The sequence below is a fragment of the Streptomyces sp. GbtcB7 genome, assembly GCF_019091445.1.
GTDB classification, from domain to species: Bacteria; Actinomycetota; Actinomycetes; order Streptomycetales; family Streptomycetaceae; genus Streptomyces; species Streptomyces mirabilis.
In genome coordinates this window covers 19,348-42,587 of sequence record NZ_JAGXJM010000035.1, presented here as the reverse complement: position 1 = coordinate 42,587, position 23,240 = coordinate 19,348, and the positions used below count along the sequence as shown (strand labels likewise).

General features: G+C 71.2%; 16 protein-coding genes and 3 pseudogenes. 7 read left to right on the top strand and 12 right to left on the bottom strand.

The window, feature by feature from the left end; translation table 11 throughout:
• Window positions 1-138: 138 nt before the first annotated feature.
• The 4 genes and pseudogenes from KVT44_RS41925 to KVT44_RS41910 all read left to right on the top strand — a co-directional run bounded on the left by KVT44_RS41925 (window position 139) and on the right by KVT44_RS41910 (window position 4,449).
• Window positions 139-1,128 (top strand): alpha/beta hydrolase, encoded by a 990-nt coding sequence (locus tag KVT44_RS41925; protein WP_308314253.1) that lies wholly within the window; start codon window positions 139-141, stop codon window positions 1,126-1,128.
• An 892-nt stretch (window positions 1,129-2,020) separates the two neighbouring features.
• Window positions 2,021-2,389 (top strand): hypothetical protein, encoded by a 369-nt coding sequence (locus KVT44_RS60750; protein WP_217573138.1) that lies wholly within the window; start codon window positions 2,021-2,023, stop codon window positions 2,387-2,389.
• A gap of 310 nt (window positions 2,390-2,699) precedes the next feature.
• A pseudogene (locus KVT44_RS41915) lies at window positions 2,700-3,020 on the top strand (ATP-binding cassette domain-containing protein); the annotation flags it as partial.
• A 160-nt stretch (window positions 3,021-3,180) separates the two neighbouring features.
• Window positions 3,181-4,449 (top strand): serine hydrolase domain-containing protein, encoded by a 1,269-nt coding sequence (locus KVT44_RS41910; RefSeq protein ID WP_308314252.1) that lies wholly within the window; start codon window positions 3,181-3,183, stop codon window positions 4,447-4,449.
• Window positions 4,450-4,498: 49 nt separating this feature from the next.
• Here KVT44_RS41910 and KVT44_RS41905 read toward each other — a convergent pair whose 3' ends face one another.
• Together KVT44_RS41905 and KVT44_RS41900 are read right to left on the bottom strand one after the other, a co-directional pair.
• Entirely contained in the window at window positions 4,499-5,530 is a 1,032-nt protein-coding gene (locus tag KVT44_RS41905) for a LacI family DNA-binding transcriptional regulator (RefSeq protein WP_217573136.1), read from the bottom strand.
• 8 nt (window positions 5,531-5,538) lie between these two features.
• Window positions 5,539-8,517 carry an aminotransferase gene (locus tag KVT44_RS41900; RefSeq protein ID WP_217573134.1) on the bottom strand — a complete coding sequence of 993 codons (2,979 nt, stop codon included), beginning with the start codon at window positions 8,515-8,517 and terminating at the stop codon, window positions 5,539-5,541.
• 324 nt (window positions 8,518-8,841) lie between these two features.
• Here KVT44_RS41900 and KVT44_RS41895 point away from each other — a divergent pair, with 324 nt between their 5' ends.
• A complete protein-coding gene (locus KVT44_RS41895) occupies window positions 8,842-10,194 on the top strand; it encodes an SGNH/GDSL hydrolase family protein (RefSeq protein WP_217573132.1) in 1,353 nt (450 codons plus the stop codon).
• 30 nt (window positions 10,195-10,224) lie between these two features.
• Here the strand turns inward: KVT44_RS41895 and KVT44_RS41890 are convergent, their stop codons facing one another.
• From KVT44_RS41890 to KVT44_RS41870, 5 genes are read right to left on the bottom strand one after another with little or no spacing between them, the layout of a single operon-like run.
• Complete coding sequence (locus KVT44_RS41890; RefSeq protein ID WP_217573130.1) at window positions 10,225-13,062, bottom strand: DUF5682 family protein; 2,838 nt, start codon at window positions 13,060-13,062, stop codon at window positions 10,225-10,227.
• On the bottom strand, window positions 13,059-14,171 hold the full coding sequence (locus tag KVT44_RS41885) for an AAA family ATPase (RefSeq protein WP_217573128.1): 1,113 nt from the start codon (window positions 14,169-14,171) through the stop codon (window positions 13,059-13,061). The genes KVT44_RS41890 and KVT44_RS41885 overlap by 4 nt, the downstream gene beginning before the upstream one ends.
• Before the next feature lie 59 nt (window positions 14,172-14,230).
• Entirely contained in the window at window positions 14,231-15,679 is a 1,449-nt protein-coding gene (locus tag KVT44_RS41880; RefSeq protein ID WP_217573126.1) for a VWA domain-containing protein, read from the bottom strand.
• Window positions 15,676-17,094: a hypothetical protein gene (locus KVT44_RS41875; protein ID WP_217573124.1), complete on the bottom strand. Its 1,419-nt coding sequence runs from the start codon at window positions 17,092-17,094 to the stop codon at window positions 15,676-15,678. The genes KVT44_RS41880 and KVT44_RS41875 overlap by 4 nt, the downstream gene beginning before the upstream one ends.
• Window positions 17,064-17,567, bottom strand: coding sequence for a hypothetical protein (locus tag KVT44_RS41870; RefSeq protein ID WP_217573122.1), 504 nt, complete (start codon window positions 17,565-17,567; stop codon window positions 17,064-17,066). The genes KVT44_RS41875 and KVT44_RS41870 overlap by 31 nt, the downstream gene beginning before the upstream one ends.
• 525 nt (window positions 17,568-18,092) lie before the next feature.
• On the opposite strand from KVT44_RS41870, the gene KVT44_RS41865 reads away from it, so the two are divergent.
• Both KVT44_RS41865 and KVT44_RS41860 read left to right on the top strand, forming a co-directional pair.
• Complete coding sequence (locus KVT44_RS41865; RefSeq protein WP_217573120.1) at window positions 18,093-18,491, top strand: DUF5958 family protein; 399 nt, start codon at window positions 18,093-18,095, stop codon at window positions 18,489-18,491.
• Between the two features lie 147 nt (window positions 18,492-18,638).
• The gene (locus KVT44_RS41860; RefSeq protein ID WP_217573118.1) at window positions 18,639-20,819 is read left to right on the top strand and encodes a hypothetical protein; all 2,181 of its coding nucleotides are present in this window, start codon (window positions 18,639-18,641) and stop codon (window positions 20,817-20,819) included.
• 214 nt (window positions 20,820-21,033) lie between these two features.
• Here KVT44_RS41860 and KVT44_RS41855 read toward each other — a convergent pair whose 3' ends face one another.
• The 5 genes and pseudogenes from KVT44_RS41855 to KVT44_RS41840 form a co-directional block, all read right to left on the bottom strand.
• Complete coding sequence (locus tag KVT44_RS41855; protein ID WP_217573116.1) at window positions 21,034-21,525, bottom strand: hypothetical protein; 492 nt, start codon at window positions 21,523-21,525, stop codon at window positions 21,034-21,036.
• 192 nt (window positions 21,526-21,717) lie between these two features.
• Window positions 21,718-21,921 carry a cold-shock protein gene (locus tag KVT44_RS41850; RefSeq protein WP_060899524.1) on the bottom strand — a complete coding sequence of 68 codons (204 nt, stop codon included), beginning with the start codon at window positions 21,919-21,921 and terminating at the stop codon, window positions 21,718-21,720.
• Between the two features lie 219 nt (window positions 21,922-22,140).
• Window positions 22,141-22,274: pseudogene (locus KVT44_RS58870) on the bottom strand (SAM-dependent methyltransferase); the annotation flags it as partial.
• A 65-nt stretch (window positions 22,275-22,339) separates the two neighbouring features.
• Window positions 22,340-22,808: pseudogene (locus KVT44_RS41845) on the bottom strand (3-oxoacyl-ACP reductase).
• Window positions 22,809-22,952: 144 nt separating this feature from the next.
• Window positions 22,953-23,174 (bottom strand): hypothetical protein, encoded by a 222-nt coding sequence (locus KVT44_RS41840; RefSeq protein WP_308314258.1) that lies wholly within the window; start codon window positions 23,172-23,174, stop codon window positions 22,953-22,955.
• Window positions 23,175-23,240 lie beyond the last annotated feature (66 nt).

Sequence of the window (23,240 nt, the reverse complement as noted above, 5' to 3'; positions counted from 1 at the left end):
TGCCGAATCGGCAACAGGCTTGGCTCGCGCCACACCGACCACCGCATGATCGTCGGTAGTACCGGAAGCCGCATGCCGAACGGGCCGCTCCGGCCCCTTCGCCGCACCGGCCACGCGTCGAGCCCCCTGGGAGGATCCGTGCCGCAGCCGTCCACAACAGACCGCATCCACCGTCTTGTCCCCTCGCCCGCCGGGCGGACCCACCTGGTGGAGCAGGGGACCGGCCCACTGGTCCTGCTCGTCCACGGTTTTCCGGAGTCCTGGTACTCCTGGCGCCACCAGCTTCCGGCACTCGCCGCGGCCGGCTACCGGGCGGTCGCCATCGACGTCCGCGGCTACGGCCGCTCCTCCAGGCCCGAGGCGTCGACCGCGTACCGGATCCTCGAGCTGGTGGAGGACAACGTCGCCGTGGTGAAAGCCCTGGGTGAGGAGTCCGCGATCGTCGTCGGACACGACTGGGGTGCGAACATCGCCGCCGTCTCCGCCCTCGTCCACCCCGACGTGTTCCGCGCGGTCGGACTGCTCAGCGTGCCCTACGCCCCGCGCGGCGGCCCGCGCCCCAGTGAGATCTTCGCGCAGATGGGCGGGGACGAGGAGTTCTACGTCTCCTACTTCCAGGAGCCCGGCCGGGCCGAGGCCGAGATCGAGCCCGACGTCCGCGGCTGGCTCGCGGGCCTGTACGCGGCGCTGTCCGCCGACACCATGCCCGCGCCCGGCGCGCCGGACCCGCACTTCGTGAGCCCCGGGGGCGCGCAGCGCGACCGCTTTCCCACCGGGCGGCTGCCCCACTGGCTCGACGAGCACGACCTCGATCTCTACGCGGGAGAGTTCGAGCGGACCGGGATGACGGGGGCCCTGAACCGCTACCGGAACATGGACCGGGACTGGGAGGACCTGGCCGACCACGACGGTGCGCCCATCACCCAGCCCTCGCTGTTCATCGGCGGCGGTCGGGACGCTTCCACCACCTGGCTGGCCGACGCGATCGCGGCCTACCCCACCACCCTGCCCGGTCTGCTCTCCTCCCACCTCCTCGACGACTGCGGCCACTGGATCCAGCAGGAGCGACCCGAGGACGTCAACCGCATCCTGATCGACTGGCTCGCCCGGGTCACGAGCGACAAGTGACGTTCCCGACCGGGGCAATCCCTCGATCGGGTGACTCGCCCGGGCGGGTGGGTCGAACGCCACATCACGACCGCATCACCCAACGCCCCCCAGGCCCGGCACGACCACTCGAACCTTCGTCTGAAGATTCGCCCTCCTACACCCGTGACGGCTTCTCCCGCCCTTGCCCAGCCCTCTTTCGAACAGCCGCCACCGCTTCCCGGACCGTGGCGACGCCCACTGGGCACGGTGTTGACGCCGTGGCCGTCTCCGTCGCGGATACCTCGTGCGGGGCACCGAGGTGGGGGGCATGACCGACTCGAAGTCACTGTCAGGCTCGAAGTCACTGCCCGGCACGAAGTCACTTCCCGACGCCGTGCACGCGTGGGCCGAGAGCGTCCTCGGCCCACTCACCGTCGTACGCGATGCCTCACACCCCCGGCCCGGGTCCCGGGTGTGGGAAGCGGCCCACCAGCGCTACCGGCAGACCGCCCCCGCCTTGGGGCCGGGATCGGTGCCTCGGCTCGTGGAGACGAACCCCCAGTGGCAGGCACCGCTGCTGACCGCCGTACCCGGCCGGGGAGTGACGTCGCTCCCGCTCACTCCGTCGCGGCAGCGCGCCGTGCACCGGCAGGCCGGCGCCTGGCTGAGCCGCTTCCACGGCGGGCCGCGCGATCTCAGTCCCCAGGACCACGCCGAAGCGGCAGCCGAGGTAGCCCGCGCGGTCCACAGCGCCGAACGGCACCTGGCGAGTGCCGAAGACCTGCGGCGAGCGGGAACGGGAGACCGTACGACGCCATGCCGCCGAGCTGACGCGGCTGGACCCGCTGCCCCGCGGCTACGTGCACGGCGATTTCCAGGAACGCATTTGGCTGTTCGACACCGGGCTCGGCACGCTGGCGGTGGTCGATCCGTGCCGTCCCCCGCCACGGTCGCCGCAAGGCCGTCGCCCCCACCGCCCGCCGAACTCCGTCACGGGGGCCGGCACGCCAAGAACCCGCTCGACGAGGTGGTCTTCGGGGCGATGTGCGCCAGTCTGCCGCGGGTGCCGGCGCAGACCGCTCGGATGGCGTGGGCCGTCGACCGCCGGGCGGTCCGTCCGCTGCTGGCCTGCCAGTTGCTGACCGGTGCGGCGGCCGCCGTGCTGCTGGCCACCACGGCGCGGGCCATGCGTCCGGCCCTGGCCGAAGGGGCGGTGTCGGAGCGGTTGCGGCAGGCCCTGCCCGCGCTGCTGGTCATCGCGGCCGGTGCCGGGCGGGTGGCGAGTGCGCTCGCCTCGTAGGCGGACGGGCGGATCACTCCCCGTCTGACCACGGCCGCCGACAGCGCGCTCGTCGAGGCGGTCTGCCGGGTCGTAGCGGCGGCGCGGGCGCACGACGGGTTCGCGCACGCCACCCGGCTGACCGCCGCCGCGGTCCGTATGGTCACCGCCGCGGCCGTACTGAACGTCCGGCAGATGATGCGCCATTGGTCCACCAGTGTGGGGCGCGTGGCCGGCCGCCACCGGGCAGGTCGAGCCGGCCGTCCGCGGATGCTGCGGATCGTGCTGACCAGTTCGGCGATCGGCGGTGAGTTCCTCGTGGCGACCTGGGCAGCTGTCCGGCGGGCAGTGGCAGCGCCTGGTGTGCTCGCGCCTCGTACCGGCGGCCGGACCTGCTGATCCTGGACGAGCCGACCTCCCCGATGAACGCCCGCGGCAATCACGCCGTCCTCGAACAGATCAAGGCCGTCGCCGCCGAGCGCATCACCCTCGTGGTCACCCCGCCCAGTTGGCCAACACGAAGATCGCGGACCGGATCATCGTGATGGAACACGGCCGGATCGCCGAACACGGGACGTACGAGGAACTCGCTGGCGCCGGGGGTCTGTCGCCGGACCGCTCACCCTCTCCCGGGGTCGCCGAGTGCCCCTGAGCGCCCCTGACTCGACGCTGAGAACTCCTGAGGGAGCCTCAGGAGTTCTCAGGGTCGAGTCAGGGGGACTCCTGATGGTCCGAAGGGCTCTGAGCGGGCGAGAGTGGTGACATCAACATCCAGTTGCCGCGTGAGCCGCTGTCGACCGGAAGGACCCCTCGTGAACCCCCTTGTGCGTCGGATCGCCGTGCTGAGCCTGGTCGGCGCGGCGTTGGCGACCGCTGTCACCGGTACCGGGACAGGCATGGGTACGAGTATCGGTGGTAGGGGCGCGGCCCTCGCCGCTACCACCACGACACCGGGCACCGCCTCGGCTTCGCCCCGGCCACCATTGGATCCGGCCGCGCTGCAGGCTGCGTTACAGGTGAGGCCGGACGATCACGCCGCCGGCGCGATCGCGCTCGTCGCCGAGCCCGGTCAGGTGTGGCGCGGTTCGTCCGGCGACACCGTCACCGGGAAACGCATTCCTGACAACTCACACTTCCACATCGGCAGCATTTCCAAGACCTTCGAGTCGACGGTGGTGCTGCAGTTGGCGGCAGAGGGGCGGCTCGACCTGAACCGACCGATACAGCACTACCTGCCGGGCCTGCTGCCCGACACCTTCCAGCCGATCACCGTCCGCCAGTTGCTCAACTTCACCAGCGGCCTGCCGGACGTGCTCGAAGGGGCTCCACCACAGAGCACCGACGAACAGATCGCCCATCGGTACGACTATCGGGCATTCGATCAGATCATCCAGGAAACCCTGCGGCCTGCCGACCGTCCGAGGCCGGGACCGAGATTCGCGCCCGGTACGAAACAGGAGTACAACTCCCTCGGCTTCCGGATCGCCGGGAAGCTGATCGAGCGGATCACCGGGCACAGCTTCAAGAACGAGGTCACCGCCCGCATCCTGCGTCCACTGCGCCTCGACCGGACGTCGGTGCCACAGGACGACCCCCGGATGCCCCGGCCCTACCTGCACGGCTACCTCATCAACAGCGCGGGTAAGCCGGTCGACGTCAGCGAACAGGGCGGCGATCCGTCCAACATGATCTCCACCCCTGCCGACCTGGACCGGTTCATCACCGCGCTCTTCCAGGGCCGGCTGCTGCCGACCGCCCAGCTCGAAGAGATGTTCACCCTCCCGAAGGACGAAGACGACAAGGTGGTGCCGTACGCCGACGCCTCCAACTGCCTCACTCCGGACGGCAAGCCAGGCCCCGCCTGCTTCGGACTCGGCCTGATGTCCGTCCCGCTGCCGGACGGCACCGTGCTCTGGGGCAAGACCGGACACGACTACGGCTACGCCAACGGCGTGTTCGCCACCCGGGACCTCTCCCTGCGGGGCGTCTACTCCATCTCCACCACGTCGTCCGACAACGGCCGCCCGAATCCGATATCCAACCGCCTTCTCCTCGCCGCGGTCGCACCGACCTCCAAGTAACGGCCACGGGCGGAGAGGTGAGGCGGCAAGTGTGCCGAGCGCGGCGTCGCTAGGCGCGGGTCGATGCCCTGACGTTCAGTGCGACGGGCAGGGTGCGCACGGTTCCCGGTGGCGTCCGGCCGGACAGGATCTCGCAGAGCAGGCGGGCGCATTCGGCTCCCATCGAGCGGGGGCGCAGGTCAATCGCGGTGATCGCCGGCTCCGCCGTCCGCATCGCCGAGCAGTCCACGCAGGACGCCAGCAGCAGGTCCCCGCCCACGGTGCGGCCCGCGGCGCGCAGTTCGGGCAGCACGGCCGCGGCGGCGCCGTCGGGAGCGCACACGACGGCGTCGGTCCCGGGTTCCTGGGCGAGCAGGTCCCGCGCGATACCTCGCAGTACCTCAGGGGTGGCACCGACGGGCGCCTTGCGCAGGACGAGGGGTACGCCGTGGTCGGCGCACCAACGGGCGTGGGTCCGTTGGAGGGTGAGGGACCAGTCGGAGGTGGCCTCGGAGGCGATGAGCGCGGGCCGCCGGGCACCGGAGTCGCGCAGATGGTCCAGCAGTTCGGTCATCGACGCCTCGTGGTCGGAACGGACCACCCCGGTCGGCTGCTGGTCACCGGCGTACCGTTCGGCCGTCACGACCGGCAGCCCGGTGTTCATCAGATGCCGGACCACCGGGTCCTCGGGGGCCGGGTCGCACAGCACCAGCCCGTCCACCTGGGGCGGCGCCGTACCGTGCTGCGGCAGATGACCGGAGGACAGCAGGGTGACGTTCAGGCCCGCGCCCGCGGCACGCTCGGCCACTCCGAACACGAACGCCATGGAGTACTCGGCGCTGGTCAGGAACTCCGGGAAGTAGAGCGCGACGGTGTCCGTGACGGAGGTGCGCAGGCTGCGAGCGCTGCGGTTGGGCGCGTAGCCCAGCCGCCGGGCCGCCTCCAGCACTGCCTCCCGGGTCGGTCCCGACACCCGGCCGTGACCGCGCAGGGCGTCCGAGGCCGTGGTCTTGGAGACCGCGGCCGCGCGTGCCACGTCGGCGATCGTGGGCGGGGTGCCGGGGCGGGGCGGTGGCACGGCCGCGGATCCGGGGGTCGGCATCTCCCGTGTCACCAGCCGTGCGTCAGTACGTCGTCCAGGGCGTCGGCGAACGCGTCGGCGCTCCGCCGGGTCAGACACAGCGGCGGCTTGATCTTCAGCACGCACTGCCGGTCCGAGGTCGGCTGGACGATCACGCCGAGTTCCCGCAGCCGGTCGCAGATCGCGGCCGTCTCCTCGGTCGCCGGTTCCAGGCTCTCGCGGTCCCGGACGAACTCGACGCCCAGATACAACCCCGAGCCGTGCACCGCGCCGATCAGTGCGTGCCGCTCCGCCAGTTCGAGGAGCCGGTCCTTCAGGTAGGCGCCGATCTCGCGGGCGTTGGCCTGAAGGTCCTCGTCGCGCAGTGCGTCCAGGACGGTGAGCCCGACCACCGAACTGACCGGGCTGCCGCCCGCGGAGGAGAAGAAGTAGCCCTGCGTACGGTAGGCGTCGGCGATCTCGCGTCGGGTGATCACCGCGCCCAGCGGATGCCCGTTGCCCATCGCCTTGGCGACGGTGACGATGTCCGGCACCACGCCCTGCTGTTCGAATCCCCAGAAGTGCGAGCCGAGCCGGCCGTAACCGACCTGGACCTCGTCGGCGACGCACAGCCCGCCGACGTCGCGGGTGGCCTCGTACACCTGCCGGAGATATCCGTCGGGAAGGGCCATGCCGCCCGCGTTGCCGTAGTACGGCTCACACACGAAGGCGGCCAAGGGGCGCCCCTGGACGGCCAGTTCGCGGATCCTGGCGGCGGCTTCGGGAGCGTACCGCCGCGCCTGCGGTCCCCGGTGGCGGCCCCGGTAGGAGTTGGGTGCCGCGACGGTGTGCACCCACGGCGGCCGTGAGGCGAGGGCGTTCGGGTTGTCGGCGATCGAGGTCGACACCGCGTCACTCGCGTAGGTCCAGCCGTGGTACGCCTCCTCCACCGCGACCACGTCCTGTCGTCCGGTCGCCGCCCAGGCGAGCCGGAGCGCGAGGTCCACGGCCTCGGAACCGCTGTTGACCAGGAACACGGTGTCCAGCTCGGCCGGAAGGAGTCCGGTGAGTCGCTCGGAGAGCTCGACCACCGAGGCGTAGTGGAAACGCGAGTTGGTGTTCAGCCGCTGCCACTGCCGGTGCACGGCTTCGCCGAGCCCTGGGTGGCCGTGGCCGAGGATGGTCACGTTGTTCAGCATGTCGAGGTAGCCGCGGCCCCGGGTGTCCACCAGGTGGTGCCGCCAGCCGCGTTCGATCTGGGGCGGCGTCTCGAAGTAGTGCTCCTGGACGGTGGCGAAGGAGTGCTCGCGCCGCTCCAGCAACTCCGCTTCCGTGACGGCCTGTTGGGCGTCGCGGGCGGAGAACGGCGCGTCGTCGGGCGCGGAGGACGGCGCGTCAGGGGCGTCAGGGGCGAGGAAGAGGGGGGTCGGGTCGGGGCACACCTCCAGCCATCCGGCGGCCAGTTCCGGCGGCGCGAACCGTGGCGGTCGGCCCCCGGTGGCGCACGGTCGCAGGAGCTGCACGCCCAGCACCCGTACGCCCTCGCGGGCGGCCACCGTCCCGAGCCGCTGCCCGGAGACGACGGGGCCCGGCTGGGCCTCTGCGTCGACGCCGTCCAGCAGCAGGTCCAGGCCTCCGGTGTGCAGGGTCATGCCGGTGTCGCCGTGCCGGGTGACCGTGCCCGCCCAGGGTGCCCGTATCTCCGCCGGACCGGCGAGGTGGAGCTCCACGCCGAGTGCGCAGGTCGCGGCGGGGACGGAGTCGTCGACGGTGGTGCGGGTCAGCCGGAATTCGCCGTGCCCGGTCCGTACCGCCTTGTGGCCCGCCGTCAGGGCGGCCCGGGCCAGGGAGGTTTCGGCGTCGGGCGCCAGCCAGCGTCCCGTGTGCAGCTCCTCGCTCGACACGGACAGGTCGAGGCTCGCCACGTCGTCCGGCAGGCCGGGCAGCAGCGTATGTTCGGCCACCGGCAGGAGCTGCGCCGACGGGCGACCGAGGGCGTGCCGCAGCTGGGCCGCCATCACCTCGACCGGGACGGACACCGCGGCCTCGAACATCGCCCACTCGCGGTCCAGCGCCACCGAGGCGTAACTGTTGCCGGGGTCCAACAGGGTGTCGTACTGGCCGCTCACCACCATGACGGAGGTCCGCAGCACGACGAGCGGCCACAGCGCGTCCACTTCCTCGTTCGCGAGCGGTCGCACCGCGTGGAAGGCATGCACGGCGGGCAGCACCGACGCCGGTCCAGCCCCGTGATGATGGAGCACGGAGGCGCAGGTGACCGCCAGTTCGGCCACCGTCCAGCCGATCCCGAGGTCACCGAAGTCGATCACGCCGACCGGCATCCGGCGGCCGTCCGCAGCCGGTTCGCAGACCACGTTGTTGTCGGTGACGTCACCGTGGATCACCTGCACCGGCAGGCGGTCCACGAACGGCTCCAGCAGGGTGTGCGCGGCCCGGGACGCGCGCAGTACCCGGGCGGCCCGTTCCCGGTCGGGCAGGTGGGGAGCGAGCGTCTCCACGACGGTGAGCGCGTTGCGCAGGTCCCACAACTGGGGCCGTTCCTGCTCCACGCCCGCGAAGTCGGCGAGCCCGGCCACGACACGTCCGGCGAGTTCGCCGAGCCTGGCCACGACCGGTGGTGCGAGATAGCGGCTGTCCATGATCGGCTCACCGGGCACGTAGTCCAGCAGACGGCATACGAGATCCACGCCGCCCGCGCTGAGCCGCTGCACCACCTCGCCGTCGACGCCGGCGTGGGCTCGCGGCAGCCTCAGCCCGGACACCGCGTCGGCCAGGCGTTCGACGGCCGCACACTGGGCGCGCAGTGCGGCCGGGTCCGAGGCGGGGTTCGCGATCTTGAGGACGTAGTCCCCCGTCTCCGTACGCACGCGGTAGTTGCGGTCCTGCTGGCTGCCCAGGTCGTGGACGGTTCCCGTCACCCCGAACCGCTCCGCGAGCACCGTCGACACCTCGGCTTCGTCGACAGGACCGATCGGCCGCACCAGCCAGTCGGCGGACGGGATGCCCATGGGGTCGCTCGCTTCCGTTCGGCACGCCGCACGCGCGCGGGGGCCCGGCGCAAGGGGTGCCGGAACGTTCCGGCAACCGTAGATTCGCCCGCTGAGGTGTGTCAACGGCCCCGTGGGCGATCCCACAACCGCCCCGTAGCCCGCCCCCATAGCCGCCCCGCAGCGACCCCGCAGCCGCCCCGTACCCGGCCCGTGCAGAACGGCCGGGAAGCGTAGCCCGGCGTCTCGGCGGGATGCCTTAGCGTGCGCCACTGAACCGGTTCAGCTTCCTCACCGGCATCACTGGGAACCCCGCAGCACGGGGAACAGGGAGGGCGCACATCCATGAATCGAAGATCGTCGATCGTGAGCCTGATGGTCGCGGGGTTGCTCGCGGCCGCCTTCGTGGTCGCCTCGTCCGCCGTGCGGGCGACGGACGCCGGCCTCGGGTCGTCTCACCCCACTGAAACGCATCAGCCGTCGAACGGGCATTGGGTGAACACCTGGGTCTCCATGCCCCAGCTCACCGAACCGGCCAACATGCCGCCCGCGCCGTTCACGCAGGACGGCCGGGTGCTCGCCGACGCGACCCTGCGGCAGACCGTCCATGTGTCGGTCGGCGGACGGCATGTGCGGCTGCGCTTCTCGAACGCGTTCGGCGGCGCGGCGCTGCCGATCACCTCGGTCTCCGTGGCCCTGCCGCTCGACGGGCAGGCGGGCGTCAGCGCGATCCGGCCCGGCACCTCCCAGCCGGTGACCTTCGGCGGCCGCTCCTCGGTGGTGGTTCCGGTGGGAGCCCCTATGGTCTCCGACCCCCTGGACTTCGCGCTCACCCCGGGGGCCAACCTCACCGTGACGGCCTACCTGGCCGAGGGCCAGGCGTCCACCAGCATCACCTCCCACCCCGGATCCCGGACCACCTCCTACCTTCTGTCCGGCAACCACGTCGGGGACGAGGACCTGCCCGGAGCCACCCCCACCGACCACTGGTACTTCCTCAGCGGCGTCGAGACCTGGGCGCCTCGCACCGGCGCGGCGGCCGTGATGCTGGGCGACTCGCTGACCGACGGTCGCGGCTCCACGACCAACCTCAACAACCGCTGGCCGGACCAGCTGCTCAGGCGGTTGCAGGCCAAGGAGGGTTCGGCCGGGGTCGCGATCCTCAACCAGGCGGCCGGCGGCAACCGCGTGCTCCACGACGGTCTCGGGCCCAATGCCCTCGCCCGACTCGACCGTGACGTCCTCGCGCAAAGTGGTGTCGCGTGGTTGCTGGTCTTCGAGGGCGTCAACGACATCGGCACCGCCGAGCCCACCGAAGCCGCCCAGAAACAGGTCACGACGGATCTGATCGCGGCCTACGAACAGATCGTCGTGAGGGCGCACGCACAGGGCATCCGAGTGTACGGAGCGACCTTGACGCCCTTCGGGGGCAACACCGGGTACGACGACGCGGCCGGGTACCGGGAGGCCTCCCGGCAGGCGGTCAACCGGTGGATCCGCACGAGCGGCCGCTTCGACACCGTCGTCGACTTCGACCGGGCGGCCCGTGACCCCCGGCAACCGGCCCGTCTGCTGACCGCGATCGACGTCGGCGACCACCTCCACCTCAATCCGGCCGGTTACCAGCTCCTCGCCGACGCCGTCCCCGCGCGACTCTTCCAACTCCAGCCGAATCAAGGGGACTTCGGACTCGAATAGCCACCGGGCCCGGGCGTCCCGGACCCGATGTCAGGGGCCGGCCAGCAGCACCTCCAATGCCAGCGCCGTATCGGGATGAAGACCGAGCAGCGCCGCCCCGGACGGGCCGGGGGCCGCCGTCCGCCACGTACCGTCACAGCCCAGCAGGCTCGCCACCGCGTCGCACGTCGCGGGGTGGGCGGCGAGCAGCGCGACACCGGGGCCGTCGTCCGCGCCGCGCGCCGAGGGCTGGGTCTCCGGCACCGACCGCGCCCGCCACGGCGGCACCCACGCGTCCAGCGCCGCCAGCCGGCCGGGGAAGATCCGTCCGGCCTCCCGGATCAGCAGCGGGGCCAGCTCTGTGCCGCTCGAACGCAGCGTGGTGATCAGGGTGGGCAGCCAGGGCAGGAGCACCGGGTCCGGCAGCCGTCCGAACGCGTTCGACACCGCTTCCACGACGAAGTCGGTGAGGGCGGGGACGGGCTCCAGGGCGTGTACGAAGCCGCTGAGGTAGCGCGGATAGGCGGGCACCACCAGAGGGTTGCCGAGCAGCTCGTCGCACCTCGTCCGAAGGTCGGCGCGGGAGAGGTTCCCGAGCTGTGTCTGCGCCGCCCACAGCAGCGCCGTCTTCGAGGGATCCGCCGGATGCGACTGGCCGACGGCCAGCTCCAGTTGGGTACGGTCGCAGCCCAGCGACAGCGCCAGGCTCTCCATGCTGAACAGGAAGCCCAGCATCGCCGCCACCTGGCGCACGGTGGCGTCCTCGTCGGTGAACGCCGTGGGCAGCAGGGTGCAGTAGTGCGCGTACCCGGTCTTGACGAAGGACTCGATCCATGGGGGCAACGTCGGCTCACTGGTGCGGTAGTACGCCAGCAGCCGGCGCACCCGGCGCAGCACCTCCGGCGCGCCGTCGACGCTGCGTTCGGTCGCCAGCACCTCCAGTGCGCGGGTGCCCAGTTCGTCCGCGAGGCGGCGGCTGCGCAGATACAGCGTCGCGTCCTCGACGGTCCCCAGAACGGTCGCCGTGGTGGCCTGCGGACCGTACGCCGTCCGGCGCAGACGCTGTTCAAGGACCTGTTCGATGCTGACGCCCTCGTAGCCGAGCTCGATGAGTGCACGCTGGTGGGTGCCCAGCGCCAGGTCCCACGACTCCTGGATCGACCGCTCCCCCAGCTTCCGCTCGCCCATGATCGGCCGCGCGGCGCCCTGGGGCAGCAGTTGGCGGAGCATCCACAGCACGTCGGAGCAACGATCCAGTTCCGGCTGGGCGGCTATGTTCAGCAACGCCCTCTGCACGCCGCGCTGTTGGAGCTTCAGGTTCAGCGGCGCGAGCCGGTCGTGCACGTCGCGCGCCAGCGGTGGCAGCGCGTCGTAGCCGACCTGGCCGACCCGGTCGCCGCCCATCATGATCTCCACGAGCCGGCGCACATCGCGCCGACCCGGCACGGTGTCCTTCTCGATGCAGGTGACGGCCGCGTCCTGGAAGTCGTACGGCGTCGGCCTGGCCCGGTCGCGCATCCCGGCCAGCAGGATCGACGTCTCGAACACGGCGATGGCATCGGCGGTGGAGGCGAGGTAGCCGTTGCGGCGCGCTGCCCGCACGATCTCCACGCACCAGCCGAGCAGTTCGTCCTCGTCCAGCCGGTCGAGGACGGGCGGTCGCCGCAGGAAGCCGGTCAGCTTGTCCGCGGGTGGGAGCGCCGGTACCGCAGCCGCCGCGGCCACGGTCTTCTTCGCCCTAGACTTCTTCGCGCCCGCTTGTCCCGCCAGGCGGTAGGGCTGCACACGGGTGCGGCTGACGTTCTTCGCCCAGACGGTCGCGGCGATCGACACCGAACCGGCGGCGAGGCCGAACTGCGCCTCGATCGCCGCGTGGCTGGACGGGATCAGACCGTGCTGCCACTTGGTCGCGCTGCGCGGGGCGATCTCGAAGGTGTCGGTGCCGTGGACGCCGAACTCCTCGACCCGGCTGGCCGCGTGGAAGGCTCCGCAGACATAGAGGCAGTCGTCGGGATCGGTGCCGGTCGCGGTCAGGTGCTCACGCATCCTGGTCCACATGTAGCGCTCGCGGTCCTCGTCCACCCGCACCCGGTGCGGGTCGCCGGGTGCGAGGCGCCGGAAGAGGCTGCCGATCAGGAGCATCACCTGGCGGTAGGTGTCGTGGTCGCTGTCGCCGAGCGGCAGTTCGACGTACTGGTGCCACCACTCCGACCAGTGCCGCACCCTGCCGTGCCGCAGCAGGTGTTCCTCCAGTTCGGCGAAACGCGGGCGCAGGTCACCGATCTCCACGCCGACCGCGTCGCCGTGCAGCGCGGCCTCCTCCTCGACGGGCGGGGCGTCGGGGTCGGCGGGCTCGCCGGCGTGCGTCCCGCGTGCGTCCCACTGGAAGACGTGGTCCGAGGAACGGTCGACGAGGACGAGTTCGACGCCGGGCGTGTCCAGTGCGTAGGCGATCGCCTGGTACTCGGCGGAGGCCTCGGTGATCGGTGCGACCACCGACAGCGGGGACCACTCGGCCGGGAAGCCGTCGATCTCGGTCGCGAAGGCCTGGACCGCCACCGGGAGCCTGCAGTTGCGCAGTTCGGTCAGCAACGGCGCCATGTCCTCGCACAGCTCCAGGTACACGACCTTCGGCTGTTTCTCCCGCAGCCGGCGTGCCATGGCCAGCGCCGAGGCGGGCGAGTGGTGGCAGACGGGGAAGATCTCCAGGGGTTCGCGCACCGCGCGGTCGACGTCCTCGACGATGCCGAGGAGGATGCCCTCCAGGGCGTCGGGCCCGTCGGCCAGCGTCGCGGCGGCCCCCTGCAACTGCGCGCGCAGCGCTTCGAAGGTGCCTTCGTGCGTGGCCTTGTGCGGGGTCCTATGCGTGCTCTTGTGCGCGCCGCTCATGACAGGGTGGCGATCGCGTCGCGGCCGCCCTCCAGGAACTCCGGCCAGGATCCGCCCTCTTCCTTGCTGCGCGGCTCGACCACGCCGTGCAGGTACTTGTTGAGGATGGCCAGGTCCTCGGGCTCGCGCCGGGCCAGTGACCCGACGAGCGAGGAGGCCAGGGTGTGGGCGGTCAGGGCGCGTTCGCCGAAGAAGTTGCTGTGCAGGATCGCGTCCTCGAGCACGCCGATCTGCTCGGCGGTGGACAGCGCGGACTCCAGCTTCTCGTCGTCGCTGCCGGCCGCGGCCGCGGAGGCGCGCAGGTCGGCGAAGCTCTGCAGCAGCACGTCGAGCAGGGTCGGCGGCACGTCCAGCTCGATCTGGTGACGGCCCAGCAGTTCCTCGGTGCGGAAGCGGACGATCTCCGCCTCGCTCTTCTTGTTCGTCACCACGGGGATGCGTACGAAGTTGAAGCGGCGCTTGAGCGCCGAGGACAGGTCGTTGACGCCCCGGTCACGGCTGTTGGCGGTGGCGATGATCGAGAAGCCGGGCTGGGCGAAGACGATGTTGTCGCTGTCCAGCTCCGGTACCGAGATGTACTTCTCGGACAGGATCGAGATCAGCGCGTCCTGGACGTCGCTGGTGGAGCGGGTGAGTTCCTCGAAACGGCCGATCGCGCCGGTCTCCATCGCGGTCATGATCGGCGAGGGGATCATCGACTCCCGCGACTGCCCCTTGGCGATGACCATGGACACGTTCCAGGAGTACTTGATGTGGTCCTCGGTGGTGCCGGCCGTACCCTGCACCACCAGCGTGGAGTTGCGGGAGATCGCGGCGGACAGCAGCTCGGCCAGCCAGCTCTTGCCGGTGCCGGGGTCGCCGATGAGCAGCAGACCGCGGTCGGAGGCCAGCGTGACGATGGAGCGCTCGACGAAGCTGCGGTCACCGAACCACTTCTGCGAGATCTCCCGGTCCAGGCCGTCGGACCGCTCGGAGCCCAGGATGAACAGCCGGACCATCTTCGGGGACAGCCGCCAGGAGAAGGGCTTGGGGTCGTCGTCGATGGACTCCAGCCAGTCCAGTTCCTCGGCGAACTTGATCTCGGCGGGGGCGCGCAACAGGTCGGACATCACAGGGCCTTTCTGAACGGTGAAAAGATGTGCGAGGAGTGTGTGAGCGGGCGGGACGCCTAGGCGAGGAACGTCTTGAGCTCGTGGACGAGCTTGCGGATGTGGCCGGAGAGCACCGGCGTACCGAGGTCCTTGAAGCGCTCCCGGAACCATGGGTTCACGCTGCCGCGGCCGGAGCTGGTCACCGAGCCGACCGGGATGAACTTGGCTCCCGAGCGGTGGATGGCGGCCATGCTGTCGAACAGCGGCTCGGACTGCCATTCGTAGAAGTCGGAGATCCACACCACGACGGTGTTGCGGGGCTCGGCGATCTTCGGCTGAGCCAGGGCCATGGCGACCGTGCCGTCGGTGCCGCCCCCGAGGTTGGTGCGCAGCAGGGTCTCGAAGGGGTCGTGCACCCATGCGGTGAGGTCGAGCGCCTGGGTGTCGTACGCGATCAGGTGGACGTCCACCTTGGGCAGCCCGGCGAATATGGATGCCAGGATGGTGCAGTTCACCATCGAGTCGACCATCGAGCCCGACTGGTCCACGACGACGATCAGCCGCTGGGGCGTCGTCTTGCGTGCGGTGTGCCGGTAGTAGAGGCGGTCGACGTACAGCCGCTCCTCCTCCGGGCTCCAGTTGGTGAGGTTCTTCCAGATCGTGCGGTCGAGGTCGAGGTTGCGGAACACCCGCTTGGGCGGGACCGAGCGGTCCAGCGCGCCCACGCTGGTCTTCTCCACCTGGGTGCGCAGCACTTGGGCGACCTCGTCGACGAATCGGCGGATCAGGGCCTTGGCGTTGGCAAGGGCTACACCCGAGAGGTTGTTCTTGTCCCGCAGCAGCTGCTCGATCAGCGACATGCTCGGGGTCAGCTGCGCGGCGAGTTTGGGATCGGCCAGCACCTCGCGCAGGCGCATCCGCTTGACGAGATCGGCCTCGATCGCGCCGAGTTCCGGGCCGATCGCCGGAATCAGCCGGCTGAGGTCGGGGGTCGTGCCCGGGCCGCCGGTGCCGGTCGGGCTGACCCCGGGGCCCGCGGTGCCTGCCCCGGCCCCCGCGCCGGCGCGGCCACCGCGCAGTTCGCCCGGCTTGCAGCCGAGTGCGCGCTCCAGCCAGCCCGCGTCGGACTGCCAGCGCGCCAGCTGTCCGGCGGTGACCGTGCCGGTGCCGGCGGCGAAGACGTTGAGCAGCACCTTCGACACCAGTGCCGCGCGCCGCACTTCGGCGGCCCGGTCCCGGGCCTCGCCGTCGTCGGCCTCGGGCACCATCAGACCGTCGAACTCCTCGGCCAGGTCCGGATGGCGCTGCACGATCGAGTCGACGGAGGCGCCCGGGTCCAGCAGCGCGGACGGCAGGCCGATGTCCTCGACGACGGCGAGGCTCGCCGACTCCAGCGTCGCCTGCTCCTCGTGGTCGAAGAGCCGCGCGAGGAGCCGCCAGTACAGAACCTGACGGCGGTTGTCGTGAGGGTCGTGAGGGTCGTGAGGGTCCGCTTCGGGGTGGGGTGAGGTCGTCGCGTCGGTCATTTCCGCAGCAGCCTTCCGGCGCGCTCCCGCAGCACGGCCACGGCGTCGGTGGCGGCCTTCTCGGCCTTGACGCCGACCTTGTCGGTCGTGCCCCCGGCCCATGCACCGGCGTGGAGCGCGACGGGCTTCTTCCGCACGGTCGTCTCGACGGCCAAAGGCTGGACGCGATACGTGCCGGCGTCCCAGCGGAGCAGCCCTATGCAGGCGTTCGATGTCGCGACGGCCTCGGGGGTGAGCGGGCCGGCGGTGGGAACGCGGTCGGTGTCGACGGCGAGAGGGTGTCCGGCGACCGTGAACGTCATTGTCTCGTCGTCCTTCCGGGCGGCGTAGCCCTCCAGGAACACGGGGACGGCGATGCGCGTCGGGTGCCGGTCCAGCGGTGCGGTCGCCGGGTCGGTGGCGGTGGGCAGGGCGACGCGGGCGGTGGTGAAGGCGTCGGCGGGCTCGCTCGGGCGGGCGTGCTCGTCGCTCCAGATCAGGTCGCCCTCGGCGGTGACCGGCATGTCGGTGAGCTCCATCGAGCGGCCTTCGCCGACGGCCGCCAGGAGCGACATGTGCGGCCGCAGCAGCTGCCAGAGGCCGGCTCCGACGACCGTGTCGGGCTTCGGCACCGACACGGTGGCGCGCACCAGGCCGGGCGCGGAGCCGTCGGCGGGTTCGAACACCGCGTGGACCTGGGCCTGTGCCGCGGTCGCGTGTTCCTGCAGGTCGACTCCCAGGGGCAGCAGGCGACCGGTGGCGGTTCCCGGCGCGGGCGCGTCGGCGGCACCGGGCAGCGTCAGCAGCATCCCGCGTGACCAGAGGTCGCCCCAGCGGCGCGCCGGGATCCTCTCCAGGGCGGAGCCCGGGCAGGACGCGGCGAGTTCGGCGGCGAAGCCGTCGAGGAGGGTCGCCGGTCGGCGCAGGGACGAGTCCGGAAGCATTGCGGAGACGACCTGCGCCGCCCCGGAGACCACCTCGTGGTCGATGCCCTGCCATCCGGCACGTGCGAGATCGCAGAGCCAGGCGCGGGCGGCGGCGAGCAGGTTCGCCGCCTGGCGCCCACCGGTTGCCGGGACGCTCTCCTCGCCGCGGGGGCGACCGGTCGCCTCGGTGACGCGGGTCATCAGTGCGTCGTGGACGGAGCCGAGCAGTGCGGTGCGGGCGGCGGCGAGGGCGACGAAGTGGTCTTCGCCCGCCGCTCCGGCCGCCGCCTTCGCCGCCGCCTCGGAGACCCGGGCGGCCAGTGGTGTCCCCGCGACGGCGTGCGCGAGCTCGGTCAGACCGGCGGCCTGGGCGGGTTGCGGACGGAGCAGGCCCGCGACGAGAGCCTGGTCGAAGGCGTCGACGGCCGCTAGCGCTTCGTCGAGCCCGGCGATGGGGTCGGAGAGCAGGTCCGCGCGCATCACGCCACCGCCCTGGTCGGCGGGAACCACTGCATCTCCGGCAACGGCGCGGTGGTCGGGGCGAGTTCGAGATAGGCCAGGTGGCGCAGGAACCGGCTGAAGACGGGCGCGGCGGCCTTGGTGTCTCCCTGAGCCGGTCGTGTGTTGTCCATGACGTGGGCGATGGTCTGTCCGCTCGGCTCGCCGTCCGCGAGCTCGACCCTCAGATAGCGGGCGACGCGCTCGGCGCCGTACTGAAGCACCGCCTCGTTGATCAGGGCCCGGATGTGATTGCAGAACATGCCGCGCGCGCCGCCGCAGGGGCGGTTGTTGTTGGTGCTGCAGGCGAACGCGTAGGTGCCGGCCGCGACCGACGAGACGTAGACCCGCTCGATGTCCGAGCCGCTGGACACCACACCCTGGAGGCGTCCGTCGGCCAGCTCGACGAAGGGCACTTTGGCGAGCTTCCGCGGCCGCGCGGGCACTGTCACCCGTGCCGTACTCGACCTCTCCCAATCCGACAACGCACCATCTCCTATGCATCAGAGGGGACTTCCACGCCACTTCGGCGGGACACGACTGAACATAGTGGCGACCACTGACAACGCCGTTTGGACGGACTGCTGAGCGGCAGGCACCGTCGCCGCAGGAACGGCGTTTCCGCTTCTGCCGGACCAGCCGGGAAAACAGGTCATGGACGAGGTGATGTCTCGACGACGAGGCCTCCGTAAGGGACGCGTCCGAGGCGCTGAGAACCGAGTACGCCGCCTACGACGGCTCCGCCGACGTACATGGAACAACGCAGATCACCTGGGCCGAACCCGCCTCCACCGACTGGCAGGAAGCAGACAGCTCCGGTACGCGAGGCCGAGACATGGTCGCCGGAGACGGTACCCGCTGGGGACCTGTCTGGAGCCCCGCTGGGGACCTCTCTTGAGCGTGATGCGCACACTCAGCAAACTCCACTGAGCGGACAACGTCCGGCTTGTCGTCTGGTTCCACTCACCCCGATCTGCGGCGCAGCGCCGCCTGTCCCACAGGAGGCAGTCATGACCGAGCGCGACGTCATGCTCAACGAACTCGCCCAGGGGCTGCGCCCGATGTCACAGGGCATCGGGTGGTTTGACGCACTCAGCCCGGAGGAGCAGTCCGAGACGCTGCGATTCTTGTCCCACCATTGCGTCCAGGCTCGCGCCGCCGCCGAAGACGGACCGGAAGGCATCCGCCGTGCCGGGCTGCGCCCGACGCACACGCCCGCAGTACTGATCGCACGCGGCCGGATCGACCAGCAACTGGGCAAGATCGCCTGCCTCACCCCTCTCGACGAACGCCGCAAGGCGTTCCGGCTGCTGATCGCCGTACTCGCGATCGCCGACGGACGGCGCCGCGAGCGCTTCTGCTCCGACGGGTGCGCTCACTGGTGGCACCGGCTGTCCGTCACTGACTGATTCCCTCGCCACCCACCTGCGCGCCCGGCGCGTCAGCCTCGTCGGCGTGTGCGACACCCTGAGGCGGCGTGAGCGCTGAACTGGCCCATCGGGCGACGAGGTGGCCAACTGACTCTGATGTCGGACGTGCCTGGCACGATGCTCCGCATGGAACTCGTACACCCGCTCGACGGCCTGGACTCCCACCCCTGGTCCTCCTTCAGCCACGCCTACGGCAGCGCGGAGAACCTCCCCGATCTGCTGCGGGCCCTGGCCGACAGCGACGCGGGGGCGGCGGGCGAAGCGGTGTCGGAGTTGTACGGAAGCGTGCTGCATCAGGGGACGGTCTATGCCGCCAGTGCGGAAGTGGCGCCGTTCCTGGCCAGGATCGCGGTGGCCGGCCGCCAGGTGGCTGACGTGCTGATGCTGCTCGGAGGCATGGCCGAGAGCGAGGACGAGCACGGCGTGGCACCGGGCACGGTCCGGGCGGCCGTTGCCGGACAGCTTCCGCTGCTCCTGCCCCTGCTGGACGCCGCGGAGCCGGAGGTCCGCCGGACCGCCGTGTGGGCGGTGTCCCACACCCGTGCGACCGCGCTCGTGCTCCCCGCCCTCCGCAGGCGCTGGGAGGAGGAGGCCGAGCCGCTGGTGCGCGCGGAGATCCTTTCCGGGATCTCCCGGCTCGACCCGCCGGCCGGCGCGGTGGCGGCCGCCACCGTCCTGGACCCGTCCCAGTCGGCCGGGATACGCATGGCCGCCCTCTTCGCCTGCCTCGATGCGGGCCTGCCCTGGACCGAGGCGCATCACACGACGATGCTCTCCCTTCTGCCGGCCGGACCACTCGGCGGCGACTGCCTCGACCTCGAACGCAACGAGCCGTTCACGGCCGTCGTGGAGGCCCTGCTGAACAGGGACTGCCTCGCGGACCGAGAGGCGGCGTTCGCGCTGATCGACGCGGCCCTGCGCGACGGCCGGGCCGAGGTACGGGCCGAGGCCGTGTGGACGGCCGACATCGCCTGCATGCTCTCCCGCAGCGCGCCACGGCGTTTGCTGGCCGGCCTGCGCGCGGCGGCCGTCGACGAGGAGGCCGTGGTCGCGATGGCGTCGCTGCTGGGCCGTCTGGGCACCGCCGCCTCAGCGGCGGCGGACGTCCTGGCTCCGCTCGCCTGCCGGAACCCAGAGCAGGCAGATGACCACGCGGACCGTGCGCTGGCGGCGCTCGTCCTTGTCGCGCCCGTCCAGGCCTCGCCGTTCCTGGCGGGCGGGCTCGGACGACGGCCGCGGGCGCTCGACGCCGCTGCCGGGTTCCTGCGTCCGGCGGACTCCGCCTTCCCGTACAACAGCGAACTCCTCGGCGCGATCCGGCGCCGCCTCGTCCGGCCCGAGGCCTTGAGCGGCAACGAACCGGGGCTGCTGACGAGCCTCCTGGGCGGGTGGGGCGCCCGGGCCGCGTCGGCGCTGCCCGAGTTGTACGAGGCACTCGTGCACTTCCCTGGCCAGGTCGCCCCGGCCATCGCCGCCATCGCCGTTGACAGCGCGCCTGGCGAACGCGCCGAGGCGGTCACGGTGTTGCGGGCGGTGGCCGGGGAGGGCTCGCTCGCGGCGGCGAAGGCCTTGTACGACCTCGTCGGCGAGCACGAGCCCCTGGTGCAGTGCCTCGACCGGGAGCTTCGCAGCGGTGGCCGCCGGCTCAGGGAGGCCGTGGGGACGGCCGGCGCGCTCGGTCCCCGGGCGGCAGCCCTGGCGCCTGCCCTGCGCGAGGCGCTCAGCGGCCCGGAGGGCGAAACCGTCACACCCGCGCTGGACGCGGACACGGCGCTCGCAGAGGCTCTGTGGCGTGTCACGGAGGACGCCGCCGCGGTGGTCGCTGCTCTGGACTCGGTCTTCGCCCGGGCCGAACAGAGCTCCTGGTCCCAGTGGTCGGCGGTGCGGGCCGCTCGTACGACGGCACTCCTCGGCCCGGCGGGGCGGCCGCTCACCTCCCGCCTGAAGACCCTGCTCGACAATCCCGTGCAGGTGCCGGCCGCGGTACTGGCCCTCACGGCCGTGGCGGAACCCGCCTCGCTGGACCGCACGGCGCTCGCCTCGGCCGTCCTGCGGTCCGCCGAACAGGAAGCCGACCCGACAGGTGCCTGCGACGCCCTGGAGGCCCTCGGTGTCGCCGCCTTGACCGCCGATCACCTGCGCCGGCTGTCCGCCCTCGCCGACGGCGACGCGCGGATCATCCGCTCGGGAGTGGAAGACCGCATCATTCGCCAGGACGAAGCCTTCCGGAACCGCGCCCGGGCGCTCGTCACCACCTTCACGGCCCCCACTGCTCCCACCACTCCCCCTACTCCCACTGCCCCCTGACGCAACCGGGCATCATCCGCCGCCGCAAGGCCGTCCGAGCATGGTCTCGCCCCGCCCCATCGGGGACGGTGAGCGCCATAGTCGGCCGTACGGGCCCCCTACGGCGCCCGGTCACACTGACGACAGCAAGCAGCGGCGCGAACCCGAGACCGGAGCGCCTCGCCAAGGGCCGCTCTGCAACAGCACGAGGAATCGTCAAGAACTGTGGATCACGTCAATTGGGCTGGTCCCGGCGTGGCGGCTGACGGCTCGCTGCGTTTCGTACGCGGCGGGTTCGTCCGCGTTCGGCCAGCAGCCTGAGGGCCTCGGGTGAGGTCACGATCTGCATGGTTGTCGCCATGCGCTGGAACCAGTCGGATGCGCTGGTGAGATCCTCGGCGGCCCACGGCTTGCCCAGGGCGATGGTTCTGAGCAGGGTCCACTCGCGCAGACGGAGGGTGAGGAAATCGCGATCCGCGATCACCTCGGTCATTGTCCGGGCCCAGGCCGTGAACGCGGGGCCGGTCAGCAAGTCGGCAGCCCGGCGATCCAGATGGCGGCACACTGCGCTGTCCGCCATCGTCGTGTCCTGGTCGCGCAGGATGGTGACCACCAGGTCGGCCTCGCCCGCCTCGGCGACGGCCTCGAGGGCCTGCAGGTAGCAGGCGAAGCGCCGGTGCTCGGCAGGCTCCTCGGCGGGCTCCTCGGCGATGTGGAGGCCGGTCATGCCGCGAGTCCTTCCGGCCGTTCAACAGGCTCGCCGCGCTCGAAGCGTGCACCGGCCCGGACCGGGGAAACCAGGCGGGGTGGGTTCACCGCGTCCCGGCGGACCTGCGTGGATCGGCAAGTAACCGTAAGCGCCACATCAGGGTCCCGGGGCACGTGCTCCGGGACCCTGACATACGTCCTGACCGCGAGGTCAGGCGGGCGTGATGTTCTCCGCCTGCGGGCCCTTCTGGCCCTGGGTGACGTCGAAGGTGACCGCCTGGCCTTCCTGGAGCTCACGGAAACCGCTGGCGTTGATGTTGGAGTAGTGCGCGAACACGTCCGGTCCGCCGCCGTCCTGGGAGATGAAGCCGAAGCCCTTTTCTGCGTTGAACCACTTGACGGTTCCGCTGGCCATGCTGGTGCCTTCCAGTCGATATCGGGTTCCGCACCACGCGGACCCGGAGGTGATCGCCCTGGTCCTGCACTGCACAGCAAAGCGCCCACGCCGGAGCGCGGGCAGATACTGCGAACCACGACATCTGAGAGCGACGCTACACGGCGAAACTGCCTACCGCCAGAGAGCAACAGCCATGATCCGCACGGGTCGCACGGGACCCCGCCGCAGGCCCCATGGCCGGCGCAGGATACGGTCGGGGTCGGACATGTGATGCATGGAAGCCGATGCGATGCCCACTCCAGATCCGGTGTGCCGAGGTCGGGCCACGCCGCCGCGTCAACGTCCGCCTGAACGAGGCGCACGTGATCGGCCGGCATTTCGAGTGACAAGGCCCCCGATGGCCGTCACGCCGTCCGCAATGGCCGGTTGGCAGGGCTTACCAGGACACGGTCCGGCCCGAGCAATCCAGATACGCCAGACCGGGCATGCCCAGCCTGGACAAGCGGTGCGAATCCAGCCTGGCGCCATGAGGACAAAGGCACGCTGCGTCTCGGCCTGCCGAGTCGCGAAGCTGCGCATGACCATGTTCAAGGCCGCCCTACTTCCCCCGGTACACCTCGCGGCCTGCCGTCCTGTTGTTCGTGATGCTGCCTTGCCCGGACGACATCGCTCCGATGAGCCCGGTGGGGGATACAAGGTCTTCGAGCGACGAAGAGCAGGTCGAGCCGACGTTGCGCGAGACCCTCATGCAAGGGCGCCAGGTGGTCGGGCTCGTTGATGTCGAGATGCTCGAAGGTGACGCGCCCGTCGGCTCGGTCTGCGAGATGGTGCAGGGGTGTTCGGGGAGTGGTGTCGCGGACCGTGCCGATGACGCTCCAACCCCTGTCGAGGAATTCGGCCGCCATCGCGTGGCCGAGGCCACGCGAGGCCCCGATGATGAGAGCGGTCGGCGTGTGCCGGCCGGCGGTGGGTGAAGAACGACCGGCTCAACCACGCCAGCTAGCTCTGGAGAATCAACCGCCGCATACAACACGGCTGACGCATCGCCCTTACTCAGGGATGACCAGACCGCGGGCACGCAGCTGCGGCAGGCAGACCTTCAGACACGCTTCCACCGAAACGGCATCCGTACGCACGAGCAGGTCTTCGTGGAACGGGAGACCGTTCGCGACGAAGGTCCACGGCCGCACTCCGTCACGCATGCGTTCCGCATCCGCCTTGAACAGCACCGTGACGCCCTGCTCTGCCAGCGCCTCCATGACACGCACCACGTCGACCAATGTTCCCCCCGGCCCGTTCGAATAGACGGGCCACGCTACGCGGCACAAATGCGGCTG

What these genes read in the sequence shown, in the direction of transcription:
- KVT44_RS41850 (WP_060899524.1), bottom strand. Translation starts at nt 21,921, where the DNA reads ATGGCCAGCGGAACCGTCAAGTGGTTCAACGCAGAAAAGGGCTTCGGC.
- KVT44_RS41860 (WP_217573118.1), top strand. Translation starts at nt 18,639, where the DNA reads ATGGAACTCGTACACCCGCTCGACGGCCTGGACTCCCACCCCTGGTCC.
- KVT44_RS41890 (WP_217573130.1), bottom strand. Translation starts at nt 13,062, where the DNA reads ATGAGCGGCGCGCACAAGAGCACGCATAGGACCCCGCACAAGGCCACG.
- KVT44_RS41855 (WP_217573116.1), bottom strand. Translation starts at nt 21,525, where the DNA reads ATGACCGGCCTCCACATCGCCGAGGAGCCCGCCGAGGAGCCTGCCGAG.
- KVT44_RS41900 (WP_217573134.1), bottom strand. Translation starts at nt 8,517, where the DNA reads ATGGGCATCCCGTCCGCCGACTGGCTGGTGCGGCCGATCGGTCCTGTC.
- KVT44_RS41865 (WP_217573120.1), top strand. Translation starts at nt 18,093, where the DNA reads ATGACCGAGCGCGACGTCATGCTCAACGAACTCGCCCAGGGGCTGCGC.
- KVT44_RS41905 (WP_217573136.1), bottom strand. Translation starts at nt 5,530, where the DNA reads ATGCCGACCCCCGGATCCGCGGCCGTGCCACCGCCCCGCCCCGGCACC.
- KVT44_RS41895 (WP_217573132.1), top strand. Translation starts at nt 8,842, where the DNA reads ATGAATCGAAGATCGTCGATCGTGAGCCTGATGGTCGCGGGGTTGCTC.
- KVT44_RS41880 (WP_217573126.1), bottom strand. Translation starts at nt 15,679, where the DNA reads ATGACCGACGCGACGACCTCACCCCACCCCGAAGCGGACCCTCACGAC.
- KVT44_RS41885 (WP_217573128.1), bottom strand. Translation starts at nt 14,171, where the DNA reads ATGTCCGACCTGTTGCGCGCCCCCGCCGAGATCAAGTTCGCCGAGGAA.